Origin of the sequence: Thalassomonas sp. RHCl1, from assembly GCF_947387555.1 — a bacterium.
Lineage (GTDB): Bacteria > Pseudomonadota > Gammaproteobacteria > Enterobacterales > Alteromonadaceae > Thalassomonas.
The window spans coordinates 33,608-50,296 of sequence record NZ_CANDNZ010000013.1 but is presented as its reverse complement, the minus strand read 5'-3'; the positions used below and the strand labels follow the sequence as shown (position 1 = coordinate 50,296).

Annotated in this window: 3 protein-coding genes; all 3 read right to left on the bottom strand. The window is 57.6% G+C overall.

The window, feature by feature from the left end:
- Nucleotides 1-7: 7 nt before the first annotated feature.
- From QL234_RS25715 to QL234_RS25705, 3 genes are read right to left on the bottom strand one after another with little or no spacing between them, the layout of a single operon-like run.
- Nucleotides 8-4,102 carry a beta-ketoacyl synthase N-terminal-like domain-containing protein gene (locus QL234_RS25715; RefSeq protein ID WP_281560623.1) on the bottom strand — a complete coding sequence of 1,365 codons (4,095 nt, stop codon included), beginning with the start codon at nucleotides 4,100-4,102 and terminating at the stop codon, nucleotides 8-10.
- On the bottom strand, nucleotides 4,099-10,854 hold the full coding sequence (locus tag QL234_RS25710; protein WP_281560622.1) for a type I polyketide synthase: 6,756 nt from the start codon (nucleotides 10,852-10,854) through the stop codon (nucleotides 4,099-4,101). Before QL234_RS25710 ends, QL234_RS25715 begins: the two co-directional genes overlap by 4 nt.
- Nucleotides 10,851-16,373: a type I polyketide synthase gene (locus QL234_RS25705; RefSeq protein WP_281560621.1), complete on the bottom strand. Its 5,523-nt coding sequence runs from the start codon at nucleotides 16,371-16,373 to the stop codon at nucleotides 10,851-10,853. Before QL234_RS25705 ends, QL234_RS25710 begins: the two co-directional genes overlap by 4 nt.
- Between the last annotated feature and the right edge of the window lie 316 nt (nucleotides 16,374-16,689).

The window sequence follows — 16,689 nt, the reverse complement described above, 5'->3', positions numbered from 1 at the left end:
GTTTTTTTTAGTTAAAATTAATGCCCGCCAACCACAGTTTTCCTAAGCTTGCCAATAAAAATGCTTCATCCGGTTGTTTTTCATACCGATTTTTTAATGAAGGCAGGACAATTTTATCCTGCAACTGCTGCGCAGCCGGATGCTGCAGAACAAAACTGCCCAGGCTCTGCCCCGGGCCGACTTCTAAAAATATCCGCCCCTCGCTATCGAGCAATGTCGCCAGGCCATCGGCAAAACGTACCGTCTGCCAGGTATGGCGCGCCCAATAACCGGGGTCCGTTGCCTGATGATCGCTGATCCATTGCCCGGTCAAATTGGAGATATAGGGAATTTCAGGGGCACGCAGGTTAAAGCCCTGCACCAGGGCAATCAGGTCGTCATGCAACGGCGCCAGCATATGCGAATGGAAAGCATGTGTTCCCGGCAGGCGGCGCGATACCACCTCATCCTGCTGCAAATGCGCTTCCAGGGCGCTGACCGCCTGCTCTGTGCCTCCCACCACACATAAATTTGCGGTACTGACAATCGACAGCGACAATTGCTCATTTAACAGCGGCAATAACTGCTCTTCAGACAGCGGCACCGCCAGCAGCACCCCGGCGGGAAGCGCCTGGATCATCCTGGCCCGCTCGGTGATCAGTTTAAGCACATCCTCCAGTGCTATTACCCCGGCCAGGCAGGCCGCGGCGTACTCGCCTATGCTATAGCCGATCATGGCGTGGGGCTGCACTCCTCTAGAGAGCCATAACCGGCCGAGGGCGTATTCGACAATAAACACCAGCGGCTGGCTGTGCTGCGTTTGATTGAGCTTTTGTGCGCCGGGATCGGCGCTATTGCCGCGCCCGAGCATCGCCCTGAAATCCATCTTCTTTTCAGGCTTGTTTGCCTGACCGGGCGCCGTTGATGAGTTCCCTGTCGGCGGATAAAGTACCTCAAGCAAATCTATGCCCAGTGATGATTTCAGGTAATGGCAACAGCGGTCTACGCTCTCGCGAAACACGGCTTCATGGCGATACAGGCCCAATGCCATATTCAGGTAATGATCGCCGACCCCGGGAAACATAAACACCAGCTCACGCCCCGGCCGTGCGTCGGCAAACAGCAGGCGTTTTAAATCTGCCTTACCGTCTTTGCCCAATGCCAGCTGCGCATCCTCGTGCCCCTGATGTACCAGGATACTGCGGGCATGGCCGCTACCTATTACTCCTTCGGGTCCGCCAAGTGCCCTGGTTTGCTCCGGGGTGCTGTTGGCCAGTGTGCCGGTCAGGTCTTTAAGCGCCTGCTTATCTTTCCCGGCCATCAATAATAAAGACCAGTTGCCGAGTTGATGGCAAGCCTGAGAGGGCGCTTTCGGGGGAAGTTCCCCCGCTGCCGGATCAGTCCCGGGAGCCGGTGCCAGTATTTGTGTAGCCGGTTCTGCATCTGCCTGCGCTTTTTGGGCCTGCTTTGCCTTCATATGCTGTTTGAGAAAAGCCATCTGCTGTTTCACCACCTCATCGATGGCATCGCAGGACAGGGCCAACTGAGCCTCTAACAATTGGCTCAACTTCTCCCCTGCCATGCCGGATGTCGCTCGGCTTAGCCGTGCTGGCGCTGGTGATGATAACTCAGGTGATAGTGGCGTATCTGCTGCCGGCGCCGATCCTGTGCTTTCATGTTCCTGTGCCGAAGCAAGGGCCAGGCCCGGCGTAGCTTCTTCGCCAGGTTGCTGGCTGCAGTCCCGCCAGTAGTGCTGACGCTGAAAAGCATAACCGGGCAACCGGACCTTTTCACGCCCCTGCCCTGCGTCAAATGCCATCCAGTCGACAGAAAAACCCAGCAGATATAACCGGGATAAACTTGTTAAAAGCGCCGGCCACAAAGGACCGTCCTGGGGACATAAGCCGATAACGTCAGGGCCTGCCTGCTGCTCTTCCCCGACAGCCAGTAAGGTTTTAAAGCCTGCATCGGCCAGGCCCCGTACGGCACTGTTCCCATCGGCCTGTGATGTTAAAGTAAAGCGATAGCCGGGCCGTGCATCATAGGGCAGCAAGGCCCCGTCATTCCCGGAGTAAACCGCTAAGGCCCCGGCCCCGGCATCTACCGCATGCCCCGCCAATGCCTCAAATGCCTGCTCCGGTTGCAACACGCCGGCAACGCACAGGGCGGTTAATTCGCCTATGCCCCAGCCCGCCACTGCCGCAGGTTTCATCCCCCAGGCCAACCAGAGCCGGGCGAGGGCAAATTGGCCGGCAAAGCGTGCGGCATCGCTGCTTTTTCCTTCGACCAGCAGGCCGGGTTTAACCTTATCCGCCAATGTCTGGCAAAGGCGTAAACTGGCCGCCACATCCGGCAGGTTTTGCGCCAGGCGGTAAATACCGTCGAGGGGAATATCCCGGCTAAAGAGCATCGCCAGGCGGGGACTTCCTCCCTTGGCCAGCTCAGCACTTTTAATGCCCGCCATGGGCTTATCTGCAATAACGGACGCCAGCTGTTGTTTTAATAATACCTTGCTATCTGCCACAAATGTCAGGCGGGCATTGAAATGATCCCGCCCGCTGTTGGCACTGAAGCAAATATCGGCCAGGGCAGTATCGTCGGACATCGCGCGGCAATCGAGCATATTTTGCACCGATTCAAGCAGGCTTGGCCGGTTGCGGGCCGATAAGCACAAAAGCTGCAATGAAGGTTCGGGGGCCGTTTGCTCTTTTGGCACCGGCGTCTGAATCGGCGCTTCTTCCAGCACTATATGGGTGTTGGTGCCCGACAAACCAAAGGAGCTGATACCCGCCCGCCTGGTCCTTTGTTGCCGCTGCCAGGGCTGCAGCTGTGTCGGGATACGCACCGAGAAACCTTCCCAGGGAATTTTGGAGTTGGGTTTTTTAAAGTGCAGGTTCGGCGCAATTTTTTCATGCTCGATCATCAATACCACTTTAATTAATCCGGCAATCCCTGCCGCAGCGCTGAGATGGCCAAAGTTGGTTTTCACCGAGCCAAGCCATAACTCGTCCCCGGGGGGGCGCTGGCCAAACACAGAGCGCAATGCCGCCACTTCAATCGGATCCCCCAATTGTGTCGCGGTGCCGTGGGCTTCGACATAATTGATATCATCCGCGCTGATGCCGCCGCGCCGGTGCACTTCAGCAATTAAATCCTGCTGGGCATGCTCATTGGGTACCGTCAGGCCGCTGGCCGGACCGTCATGGTTAACACCGCTGGCGCGCACCAGGGCGCGCACCGGATCTTTGGCCTGCTCGGCATCGCCAAGGCGGCGTAATACGATAACCCCGACCCCTTCCCCGAGGACAAAACCGTTTGCCGCCTCGTCGAAGGTACGGCAACGGCCATCGGGGGCAAATGATTGAGTTTTCGATAAAAACACCTGCATTGCCGGGGTCAGGTTCAATTGGCTGCCGGCGACCAGGGCAAAATCGCACTCCCGGTTACGCAGTGCCTGGCATGCCTGGTGCAGCGCCACCATAGAAGACGAGCAAGCGGTGTCCACTGAAAAGGCCGGCCCCTGCAGCCCCAGCAGATAAGCTAAGCGTCCGGCGGCAAAACAAAAGCCATTGCCTGTGCCGGTATAGGCATCGATATCATCGAGGGCTCCCCCCAGCTGCATCACGCCGTAATCCATCTGGGTTATGCCGACAAAAACCCCGGTGCGGCTGCCCCTTAACTGTGCCGGCGGCAGCCCGGCATCTTCAAGCGCCCGCCAGGCGACTTCCAGCAAGATCCGCTGCTGGGGATCGATACGTTCGGCTTCATGGGGGGAGATGCCGAAAAATTCCGCATCAAAAGCGCCGGCATCCTCGATAAAACCGCCGTAGCGGGTACTGATCTTACCCGGCGCATTGGCATTGCTGTCGAAAAAGTGCGCGAGATCCCAGCGTTGCTTCGGCACTTCGCCTATCGCATCTTTGCCCTCGGACAATAGCCGCCAATAAGCCTCCAGGCCGTCGGCCTGCGGAAAGCGGCAGCCCATGCCGATAATCGCGATCGGCTCGCGCTGCGCATATTCGGCATCGGCTAAGCGGCTGCGCAATTCTTTAATCGCCAGGGCGGATTTTTGCAGGGGAGATAATCCGCTCAGCGTTTCATTGGCGCTCTTGTTGTCACTCATGAGTCAAGCTCTCCCAGATCGCCTAGCTCGGCATCTATCATGGCCGATAACTCATCGTCAGACATCTGGCTCACCTCTTGCGCCGCCGCACTGATACTTAACTCCGGCTTTTCCTGTTCGGCGCCGCCCGGCAACAGGGGCTGGCCGGAAGCTTTTTCTGTGGCGAGCCCAAAAATCTCTTCGCTGAAATAGCGCACCAGCGCGCTGACCGTCGGGTACTTAAACAGTAAGGTGGACGGCAAGCTCTCCTTTGCCATGGTTTGCAGGGCATTACGCAGCTCAACCGCCGTTAAAGAGTCCATGCCCATTTCAAAAAAGCCAAGCTCTTCATCCACCGCATCCGCCGATGGCAAAGCCAGGACACGCGCCAGTTGCTGCTTCACCATATCGGTTATCAGGGCAGCTTGCCCCCCCGCCGGCAAATCCGCCAGGCGTTCCCGTAAACTCAATTGGCTGGCATCATCTTTTGTCTGCTCCCTTGCGGCAAAGCGTTCGAAAATGGCAAGCTTGCCGTTTTGTGCCAGCATGCGCGGCCAGTCGATCGAAGCAACCAGCACCCGGTCCATCGGCTGTTTGAACAGGTGGGCCAACACCGCCAGGCCCTCGTCCGGTGCGATGCCCGCCATGCCCCGGGCATCGAGCTGGTCATCGCTGACGGCGCGGGAAGCCAGGCCGATATCCGACCATGCCCCCCAGTTAATTGCCATGGCCGGTAAGCCCAGCTGACGCCGGTACGCCGCCAGCATATCCAGGAAACTATTGGCCGCGGCATAGTTTGCCTGGGCCGTTGGTGCCAATACCGAGGCGGCGGAGGAATAGAGGATAAAGAAGTCAAGCGCCAGGGATTGACAGGCCAGGTGCAGGTTCCATGCCCCCAGGGTTTTAGGCGCCAGGACGGCGGCAAAGCGCTGCCATGACATGGACGCGAGCACGCCGTCATCCATAGTGCCGGCCGCATGTATCACCCCCGCCAGTTCGCCCTGGCCGGCTATGGTGGCCATCATGGCATCAACCTGAGTGATTTCTGTCATATCAACCGCTATGGTCAGGATACTGGCCCCCAGGGCCTGGAGTTTGGCAATCTGCTGCTGCGCCTGCGCCGAGGGCGCATGGCGCCCGGCCAACACCAGGTGACGCGCCCCTTGTTCCGCCACCAGCCAATGCGCCGTAACCAGGCCGAGATCCCCCAAACCGCCGGTGATCAGGTACCAGGCCTGCTTGCGTATCGGCAGCGCTTCATGGGGCGCCTGCCCCGCCGGCAAGCGTGCCAGACGCGGCACATAACGGCAATAGCGGTCTTGCCCTGCGCGCAGCGCAACGGTTTCGTTTGCCGCCGACAACGTCACCGAGGCCGCTTCCTGCCAGAGGGCATGGATACACGGCGCCAGGCTGTCTTGCCGGTAATCGATATCAATATGGCGGCAATGATATTCGGGATACTCTTTTTGTATCACTTGCCCCATGCCGGTCAGCGGCGACTGGCCGACATTGATCCTGCCCCCTTGCGGCATGGGGGCGACATCAACGCCGCAGCGAGTCACTAACACCAGACGCGGCGTGTGCACAAGTTTCAGCGTCGCCAGCGCCGCCAGCAAATCCAATGCGGTTTTACAGCCCAGGTGCTGCGCCGCCGCCAGTTTTTCGCTATCCAGCATATCGCTGCCGGCAGCATCTAGGGCGCGGGCATGCACGATAACAGACAAATCGTCACAGTCCTTAAGGCATGACGCCAGGCTGTCGGCCGTGACCGCCTGGTCCGCGGCCAGCAAATGACAGGAAACGCCGCCGGCATCTAGCTGCTGCGCCAGTACAGCAGCTATGCCGGTTTGATCCGCCACTATCAGCCAGTGACCGCTGTCCGGGGTTAACGGTTTTCTTGCCGCAATCACCGCCTGACGGCACAGCGCATTTTCAGGCAGCTGCTGCGCGCCGATCGCGGCCGCAGTATCAAAACCGGACGCGGTCAATACCCGGCGCCAGCTATCGACAGCCACCAGGGGGTAACCGTCGCTGCGGGCGGCATCGCTGCCCCGCCACCAGCCGTCGGTCAAGCCAAAGGTCATATCCAGCCAGGGCTGTGGCGATGTGCCTTCCAGCAATAGCAGTTCGCCCCCCGGTACCAGTAGCTGGTTGATATGTGTCAGGGTTTGCTGCAAATCACAGGTGGCATGTACCACATTGGCGGCAATGATAATATCAAAAGTGGCGGGCTCGAATCCCTGGGCAAGGGGGTCGGTTTCGATATCCAGCACCCGGTAATCGATAAAGTCATACTCGGCAAATTGTTCGCGCGCTTTGCTGGTAAAAACCGCCGAAATATCGGTAAAGACATAATGGCAGCGTCCTGCGGGCAGCTGAGGCAATATATGGGAACTGGTACTGCCGGTACCGCCGCCTATCTCCAGAATACGCAGCCCCTGCCCTGCCGGCAGGTGCTGAAGCGTCTTTGTCAGGGTGTGCTGCAGCAACTTGTTCATTTGCTGCGGCCCCGGGGAGCGGGTATAAAAACGTGTCACCAGCTCTGCACTGCCGCCGGGGAAGAGCAGCTCCAGGCCTTTAACCCGGCCATTTAATGCCTGCGCCAGAGAGCGGCCGCATTGCTGTACCAGGGCCAGCTCATGGTTTGCCTGCGGGAAGCTTGCCGACAGGGCATCGAACAGGCGCTCGCAGTCACAGGGAGCAAGGGGCAAGATCTGCCAGTCCTGCCCGTTCGCCTGCAAATGTCCCTGCTCTGCCATAATAGCCAGCAGCCGGGCCAACAGCCGCCGATATTCGGGGATAACCGTCAGTTGCTCCATTAAGACATCCAGGGTAAAGCTTGTGCCCGGCTGCCAGTTCAATCCCAGCTCTTTTAGGGCGGCACAGGCATAACCTGCCACCAGGTTGTCCAGGGCGGCAAAGAACTCACGGTACCAGTCAATTTGCCCGGCCACCTCTGCTGTTGCGCTCTGCAGCTGCCGGGACAACGAATCGACATCGGGCAACCAGTCGGCATTGGCGCCATAGGCCTGGCGCTCTTGCCACTCGGTCCGGTAGAGCCAGTCGCTGTACCCGAATAAGCCGCCGGACAAGGCGTTTTTACCCACCTGCTGATAGCGTAATTCGTCAACCTCGGCCAGGATATTGCCCGCTTCATCCGCCAGCTGGACATCGGCCGTAAACAGCTTGTTGCTTTCCCCTTTCACACGCACCAGACACCAGGCGACTTTGCCTGTGCCCTGATAACGGCGTAATGCCGCCATACCGACCGGCAAATAGGCTTTTTTCTGTTTTTGTGCCAGCAAAGGGACACCGACCATTTGAAAAGCGGCATCTAAAATAACCGGGTGCAGTAAAAACTCATCGACACTGCCGGCCACCTCGTCCGGCAGCTGCAAGCGCGCCAGTATCAGATCTTTTCCCTGCCATAAGCCCGTCAATGCCTGGAAATGCTCGCCATGCTCAATGCCGACAGCATGCGCCCCCTGATAATAGTCGGCCACCGAGAGCTGCTCGGGACATAAGGCCTGCAATTGCGTTAAATCGATCCCGGCCGGCATCACCGGATCTGCCAGGGGTTTTAACTGCCCCCGGGTATGGGACAGCCATGGGCTGTCCGCATCGCCCTGGCTGTAGATACAAAAATCATAGCTTTTCCGGCTGTCTGTGTTTGTCGCCGCCGGCTTTAACACCAACTGCAGCGACGTCGGCTGCTCGTCAGATAATACCAGCGCCTGCTCGATCGCTACTTCCTCCACCGCCAGGTGCCCGGTGCTGTCCTTTGACCACAAACGGGCGGCGCCTGCCAGGGCGATTTCAATATGTGCTGCCGCAGGCAATACCACCTGATTGAAGATCTTATGATGGGCCAGCAAATCGGCGGTCTGCGGACTCAGTTGCGAAGTAAAGACCAGGGTTTCTTTGTCCAGTGCCGGGCTGTGCAGGCGCTGCCCCAATAACAGGTGATCCGGATGATTGCTATTGCTCCCCGTTTGATTGCCGAGACTCCAGTCTATCCAATAGCGGCTCCGCTGGAACGGATAGTTGGGCAGGCGGGCATGGGCCGGACCGGCGCCGTTTAACTCAGACCAGTTAACCTCTGCGCCTGTCGTCCACAATTGCCCCAAACTTTGCAGCATGGTGGTCCAGGATGCATGCCCGGCCCGCAAACTGGGCAGCCAGGTGCAGTGTTTGGCAATATCGGCATCGAAATTTTCTGCCACTTCCCGCCCCAGCGAGCAAAGGGTGGGTCTGGGGCCGATTTCAACAAAAGTGCGGTAGCCGTCAGCCAGTAAAGTTTGCATGCCCTGGGCAAAACGTACCGGGGCAGTAATATGATCCCGCCAATAACCGGCATCGGCCAGGGCGCTATCCGACCGTTCCCCGGTGAGAGTCGAGTACACAGGAACATTAGGGTTACTATAGGCGATATGCTTGGTTGCAGCGGCAAACGGCGCCAGCATCGGCTCCATCATGGGCGAGTGGAATCCATGGGAAACTTTTAATATCCGCGGCTCTATGCCCGCAGCCGTCAAACCGTCGGCGAAAGCCGCGGCGGCAACCGGTTTACAGGAAACCACCACATTTTGTGGGCCGTTGATTGTCGCTATGGTCAGCTCTCCCCGCCAGGGACGGATCACCTCTTTGACATCCTGCTCGCTCAGGGGCACAGCGACCATGGCCCCGGGATCGCATAACTCCTGCATCAGCCGTCCCCGCTCGGCAATCAGCTCAAGCGCATCCTCAAGCGACAAGATACCGGCGCAGCAGGCGGCGGCATATTCCCCGACACTGTGCCCGAGCACCGCATCCGGGGTTATGCCCCAGGATTGCCACAAGCGCATTAACGCATATTCGACGGCAAACAATACCGGCTGGGTAAATGCGGTGACATTTAACAAGACCTCATACTGGTCGTCGTCCCCGTAAAGCAAACTGATCAGCGAATGTCCGAGCTTTGGCTGTAACAAGGCATCACAGGCATCCAGCGCTTCTTTAAATACCCCGGACTCCCGGTACAATTCCTGTCCCATATGCCTGTGCTGGCTGCCCTGTCCGGTAAAGACAAAGGCGATTTTTCCCCTACCGCCGCCGGTCACGCGCCCCGCGGGCAGATTGTTCAATGCCAGGCGCTGACTCACCGCCCGGGCACTGTCGCCGAGCAAAGCCATGCGGTAAGGCAGCTGGCTGCGGCCATTGACCGCAGTGCGCGCCAGTTCCGCCCAGGTTTCGTCAGCCACAGGCTCGGCGGCCGCCAGATGCTCTTGCCAGGCAGAGGCCAGGGCCTTGAGCGCCCGTTCGTCTTTTGCGCTAACCGGCAACAGGCGCCAGCGTTGTGCCGGCAGGGGGAGGGCTTCCTGCTCAGGTTCCTGTCCCGATTTCTGTTCCGGTTGCGGCGCCGTGGCCAGCACCAGATGAGCATTGGTGCCGCTAAAGCTGAATGAACTGACCCCGGCATAACGCAACGGTTCATTCCAGGTTTGCATACTGGTGGGAATGTTCACTGCCAGGTCTGCCCAGGGAATATGCGGGCTGGGCTCGTTAAAATGCAAATGGGGAGGAATTTGCCCGTGTTGCAACATCAGCACCGACTTGATGAGCCCGGCAATACCGGCCGCCGACTCCAAATGGCCAAAATTCGTTTTCACCGACCCCACCCACAACGGCTGTTGGCGGTTTTCGCCATAAGCGCTGTTCAGGGCAGAGACTTCGATGGGATCCCCCAGGGCGGTGCCGGTGCCGTGCGCCTCAACATAGCCCACCTGGTGGGGAAGGATACCGCCGGTATTAAGCGCTTTGCGTATCACCTTTACCTGTGCCGGACCGTTGGGCACGGTCAATCCCCCGCTGGGACCGTCCTGGTTTACCGCCGAGCCCTTAATAACCGCCAACACCTTATCGCCGTCGCGCTCTGCATCGCTGAGGCGTTTGAGTACCACCACCCCGCCGCCCTCGCCGCGGGCATAACCGTCGGCGGCGGCATCGAAGGTTTTGCAGCGGCCGTCCGGAGCAAGCATTTTCGCTTTGGAAAAGTTGACAAAGGTTTCCGGCCCCAAAATCAAATTCACGCCCGCAGACAGGGCAAGATCGCAGTCCCCGGCACGCAGGCTCTGACAGGCGATATGGGTTGTCACCAGTGAAGAAGAGCAGGCGGTATCCACCACCAGGCTAGGTCCGGCCAGTCCCAGTGCATAGGAAAGCCTGCCGGCGGCAACTCCCAGGGAGCCCCCGGTGCCCGCGTAGGCATTAATGCGTTTGGTATCCCCGGACCACAACAGGTGGGCGCCGTATTCTGTGCTGGTCATGCCGACAAAAACGCCGGTTTCGCTGTTGTAGACCTGGTCTGTGGGAATATTGGCATTTTCCAGGGCTTCCCAGGCCAGTTCCATCAGTAACCTGTGCTGGGGATCTATGCTTGCGGCCTCACGCGGCGAGATCCCGAACATCGCAGGATCAAACTGATCAACCTCAGCTAAAAAGCCGCCGTTGCGGACATAGGTTTTTCCCGGGGCATCGGGGTTGGTATCGTAATAATCATCGACACTCCAGCGGCTTGCCGGTACCGTCCCGGTGGCATCCTGCCCGCTGCACAGCAACTGCCAATAGGCTTCAGGCGTATCTACCCCGCCGGGAAAGCGGCATGACATACCCACGACGGCAATCGCCTCATGGCGCGCTTGCTCGGCGGCATCGAGTTTATTCTGCAGTTTTTGTATCGCCAGCAGCGCACGTTTGGTTGCCGAGGGCTCAGTGGGATTCTTGCCAGTACTCATTCGGGTTGTTTCTCCATTTGTTCAAGCTCGGCCAGAAGCAAGGCTTCGGCTTCGGCTTCGGACATTTCTTCAACACCTTCATTTCGCTGTAGCGGGCTGTTTTGCACAACCGGCTGCTGCACGGCGGAAATAGGGAACAACTTATCCAGAAAATAATCGGTTAACGCTTCAATGGTCGGGTGATCAAATAACAGGGTCGAGCTCAGCGAGCACTCAAGCAGGCTTTGCAGGCGGTTTTTCATATCAAGGGCGGTCAGGGAATCTATGCCTAAATCAAACAAACGGTCCCGCACCGCGACCTCATCGGGAGACAGATGCAGCACTTGCGTGACAACCGACACCAGTAACTGAGTCAGCCGCTCTCTGCGCTCATGACCTGCGGCCTGCTGCAGCTGCTGATAAATTGAAGCGTCTGTTTTCTCCCCCGCCAGATGGTTTAAAAGCGGCGTCTTATTTGTCTGGCTGTAGCCCTGCCAATCCACGGCCAGCACACCCGTCTGCCCCTGAGCTGCGGGCAATAATTTACCTAACTTATCCAGGGCGTGGCGGGTTGTGATCCGGGCAATGCCCAGCAAGTCCATCCGTGCCTGTTGCTCGGTATCGAGTCTGGCAGCCATACCCGCTTCTGCCCACGGCCCCCAGTTGATGCTTAAACCGGCCAGTCCAGCAGCATAGCGCTGGTTGGCCAGGGCGTCCAAAAATGCATTGGCGGCGGCATAACTCCCCTGCCCGGCAGGGCCAAGTAAAGACGCCAGCGAAGAAAAGTTCACAAAAACGGCTAAGTCTTTATCCCGGGTCAGGCGATGCAGATTCCAGGCTCCGGTAACTTTCGGCGTCAGCACTTGCTGCCAGCGCGGCCAGCTTTGACCGGCCAGCAAACCGTCGTCCAAGATCCCGGCGAGATGGAATACCCCCGCCAGCGGCGCCTGCCTGTGCTCCGCCTGCTCAATCACAGCGGCCAGTGCCGAGATATCGGCAACATCCGCTTGATAAAAACAGGGGCTTGCCCCCTGACTGGCTAAATCTTCAAGCCATGCCTCCTCCGGGGCGCTACGGCCGATAAGCGCCAAATGGCGGGCACCGCGCTGTACCAGCCAGGCAGCCAATTCCCGCCCAAGCGCCCCCTGTGCGCCGGTAATGAGATAGCTGACATCCGGCTTAGCCGCAAATGGCGCATCGGGTTCGCTGTCGGTTTCAGATAGGGTCAAACGGGCGGCATAAGCGCTGTTGTTGCGCCAGGCGATGCGGGTCTCCTCATGGGGTAAAGCCGTTGCCGCCAGCAGCTCGGCTGCCGCCTGCTCTACAGCGGTGTTCGGCTCCAAATCCAGGCAGATACTTGCCCATTCGCTATGCTCGGCCGCGGCGACGGAGCCCAGCCCCCATAATAAAGCCTGCTGCGGCGCCGGCAGCTGTTCGCCGCTTAAAACTTTTTGCGCCCCCCGGGTCACCAGGTGCAGTCGGGGTTTGCCGGTACCGGTATCCTTGCCCGGATATTGCGCCAATGCCTGCAATAAATGTAAGGCGCCGGCACAGGCATGTTGCTGCTCGTCAAAATGCTCGCCGGATTGATCCAGTCCCCACAAATAGACAATTGCCCCGGGGGCTGCGCAGGCCGCCAACAGTTGCTGGAAATGAGAAGGCGAGCTTGGCGATAAAGCATAGTTGCCCGTTGCCGTTTGGCTCAGTTGCCCGGCCTGCGGGTCTGGCAGGGCAAGCGTGGCGGCAATGCCTTTTTTGTTTAAGGTGGCGGCCAGTTGTTCGCCGATCCCTCCGGCATCAGCAAAGATCAGCCAAGGTTGCGCTATCGAAGGGGAGTCCGGCGCCATCACCGGTTGCAGTTGTTGCCAATCTACATGGTACAGCTCCGGCGCGCGGTTTTCATCTGCCGCCAATAAGGCCTGACGGCTGGCACTGCGCCCTTCAAGACCGACAAAGGCGGCCAGCATCTCTCCCTGTTCGCTGTATAAATGAATATCCCCCAGCATTTTCATGTGATCGCATTCACGCACCACGGCATGTGCGATAAAAGCGGTGACACCGGCAAAACCTTGCGACGGCGGATAGACATGCAGGGCTTCTATGGAAAAGGGAATAAAGCTCTCGGATATTTCCATGGGCTTGGCTATCACCATAGCGCCGAAACAAGAATCGATTAACCCCGGGTGGATACTATAATTTTGGATCACATTTTCCAAAACCGACGGAAGCCGTAACCGGGCAATAGCTTCCGACGGGCCGCGTTGCAACTCAGTTAACCAGTGATAGCTGGGGCCAACAACAATATGGCGTTTTTCCTGCAGCCGGTAGACTTCTTCGGCGGCCAGCTTTTCGCGGCAACGCTCCCGGGCAGCCTGGAGATCCGGCGTTACGGCAGGCGAAGCATTCGCGGCAAACTGCCCTTTGGCATGCAGTTTGGGCTCTGCCTGCTCCGGCAAACTCATTAAGCGAAATTCACCGCTGTTACCGCTTTGCGGTGTCAGGGACAGCTGTACCGCGCATTCCCCCTGCTCCGGCACAATCAGCGCCGTTGGAAACATCACCTGGCTAAGGGAGCCCCCCTTGCTTGATAAACCGGCCAGCGACAAGGCAGATAATACCAGGGATAAATGTGATGCCCCTGCCACCACCAGTTTGCCAAAGACGCGATGCTCGTCAAGAAAAGGCTGGTTTTTCCTGGAAAAAGTTGTCTCGAACAAGGTTTGCTGCAACAGTGGCGATTTGAAACAGCGCTGCAGCAGGGGATGCTCCAGCGAAGTCATGCCCTGCAAACCGCCATGAGCCGCATCAATGTCGATTGCTTGCCTGAAATCTCTATGCTGAAACGGATACAAGGGCAGCTGAATATCACGCCTGGCTTGCATGCCCGCCTGTGACCAGTCCACCTGGCCGCCGTGAAGCCAATATTGCCCCAGGGCGGCCAGCATGCTCGCCCCCGGCGACTGATCTTTGTTTAAGCTGGCAGCCAGGACCGCATGCTCACCGACACTCTGCCTTGCCATCCCGACCAGGGTCGTTGCCGGGCCGAGTTCAAGCATAAAGTGATAACCCCGGGCCGACAGTTGCTCCAGGCCGTCGGTAAAACGCACCGGCGCCAGCACATGCCGCCCCCAGTAATCAGCACTGGCTATTTCCTCACCGGCAAAGCGGCCGCTGACATTTGAAATCAGCGGCAATTTAGGTTTGTGGTAATGAATTTGCGCGGCAAGGCGGCGAAAGTCTGACAACATAGGCTGCATCAGGGGGGAGTGAAAAGCATGGGAAACCGCGAGGCGGCGGTACTCAATTCCCTGCTCCTGCAATAGCGCCAGCAAGGCATCAAGCGCCTGGCCATCGCCCGACACCACAGTGTTCCTCGGGGCATTGTAGGCGGCAACTGACAGGCTGTCGGCGCCGTTTTCCAGCAGGGATTCGACACGCTCCGGCGCGGCCAATATCGCGGCCATGGCGCCGCCTGCCGGCAAAGCCTGCATCAGACGGCCACGACCAGCAATCAGCTTCAGCGCATCTGCCAGGGAAAAAACGCCCGCAACACAAGCGGCAACATATTCTCCGACACTATGCCCCATCAGGGCAGCCGGCTGTATGCCTCGGGATTGCCACAAACGGGCCAGGGCATACTCAAAGGAGAACAAGGCGGGTTGGGTATTGCCGGTTTCATTGAGCAAACCTGTGTCTGTCCGGGGGGATTTTGGGTATAACAAGTCGAGCAAGTCAATGTCGCAATAATCCCCCAACAGGGCGGCACATTCATCGATTGCTTCGCGAAAAACATCTTCCTCTTGATAGAGGGCTTGCCCCATGCCGGGATATTGCGCCCCCTGCCCGGTAAATAAAAAAGCGATCCCCGGCACTTCATCGGGCACCTCTACAAGGCTTATGCCCTCGGCTTGGCCCTTGTCGGCAAACTCCAGCAATAAGGTACGGGCCCTGGCCGCACTGTCGGCGACTAACGCCAAACGCACTTTAAATGCACTGCGATAATGGGCGGCACCGGCACACAAGGCGGCAAAATCGGCATCCTCTTCGGCCAGTGGGCCCTGTGCCCATCGTTTGGCCAGCGCCTTTAAGGCGTCAATATGACGGGCCGATAAGGTTAACAACTGCTCTGCCCTTGCCGCCTGGCCCTGTGGTTCAGCCTCTGCCTTTGGCAGATCTGACATCAGCAGGTGAACATTGGTACCGCTAAAGCCAAAAGAGCTGATACCAGCCACACGCTGCCTATCTTCCTGTTTATGCCACGGCGTCAACTGGGTAGGTACTTTAATGTCTGTTTCAGACCAGGGGATCAAGGGATTGGGCTTGTTAAAGTGTAAATGTGGCGGTATGGATTTATGCTGCAAAGACAAAGCCACTTTAATGGCTGCGGCTATGCCGGCGCTGGCTTCAAGATGACCGACATTGGTTTTAACCGACCCCACCAGCAAGGGCTGCTTAAAGACATTGCCTAAGGCGCCGATTTCAATCGGATCCCCCAGGGGGGTTCCTGTGCCATGTGCTTCAATATAATCCACACTTGCTACATCGAGTCCTGCCCTTGCCAATGCCTTTTTGATCACTTGCTCCTGCGCCGGCCCGTTCGGCACCGTTAAGCCGCCACTGGCGCCGTCCTGATTAACGGCAGAGCCGCGCAGCAAAGCCAAAACAGTATCACCGTCCCTTTGCGCATCCGATAAACGTTTCAGTGCGACAACACCGCAACCTTCGCCGCGGACATAGCCATTGGCTTTAGCATCGAATGTTTTACAACGCCCGTCTTCAGACAACATATTGGCCTTACAAAAAGCGATCGAATATCCGGGATGTAACAAAAAGTGCGAACCGCCGGCCAGTGCCATATCACACTCTTGACGGCGCAGGCTTTCGGCGGCTAAATGTAAGGAGAGTAATGAAGAGGAGCAGGCGGTATCGACCACCATACTCGGACCGTTAAAACCAAAGTTATAGGAAACCCGGCCGGCGATCGGCGCCAGGGCGCAACCTGAGCCATGATATGGCCCGACATCCGTCAGGCGAGCCTCACCGAACTGATTGACAATTTGATCCATGCTGCTAACGCCAATAAAGACCCCGGTATTACTGCCCGCTAACGACGACGGCAGTATATTGGCATATTCCAGCGTTTCCCAGCAGACTTCCAGCAAGATACGCTGATGCGGATCCATGGTTTGCGCCTCTCTTGGCGAAATGCCAAAAAAGCCCGCATCAAACCCGAAGATATCTTCAACAAATCCGCCGCAGCGGCTATACATCTTGCCAAAAGCTTCACGGTCAAGCGCGTAAAACTGCTCCAAGTCCCAGCGTGCACCCGGAACTTCGGCAATGGCATCCCGGCCATCACGTAATAACTGCCAATAGCGATGGGGATCGTTTGCTCCCCCCGGAAAACGGCAAGCCATACCAATAATGGCAATGGGCTCATTTTCTGCCGCCTGGTAACCGGTAATACGGGATTTTAGCGCTTTTATTTCCTGTAAAGCATTAACCATCAAGATGCGATGATCGGGGGTCGATGGTTCCAATTCTTACTCTTCCCTATAGTTAGAATTTAATTTATCCTACACAGCTCAAATGAATTTTAAAAGTCTTTTTTGGTTAAAAACCATACATTTGTTGTTCGCTTTTTGTTCTCCCTTTTTAGGAGGGCAGATCTGGGAGGCAGGAGGCAAATAAGGCGCATGGCTTCTAAATTCAGCTATTATGACTTAGCCAATGGGTAACAGCGCCATGATACCAGGGCGCTCAATCTCCGTGCTAAGCAATACTTCCCTTGATAATTCATCGCCTGGAGATGCAGGCTTTAAATAACTCATAATGCGATATTGGACCGCTGTGGGA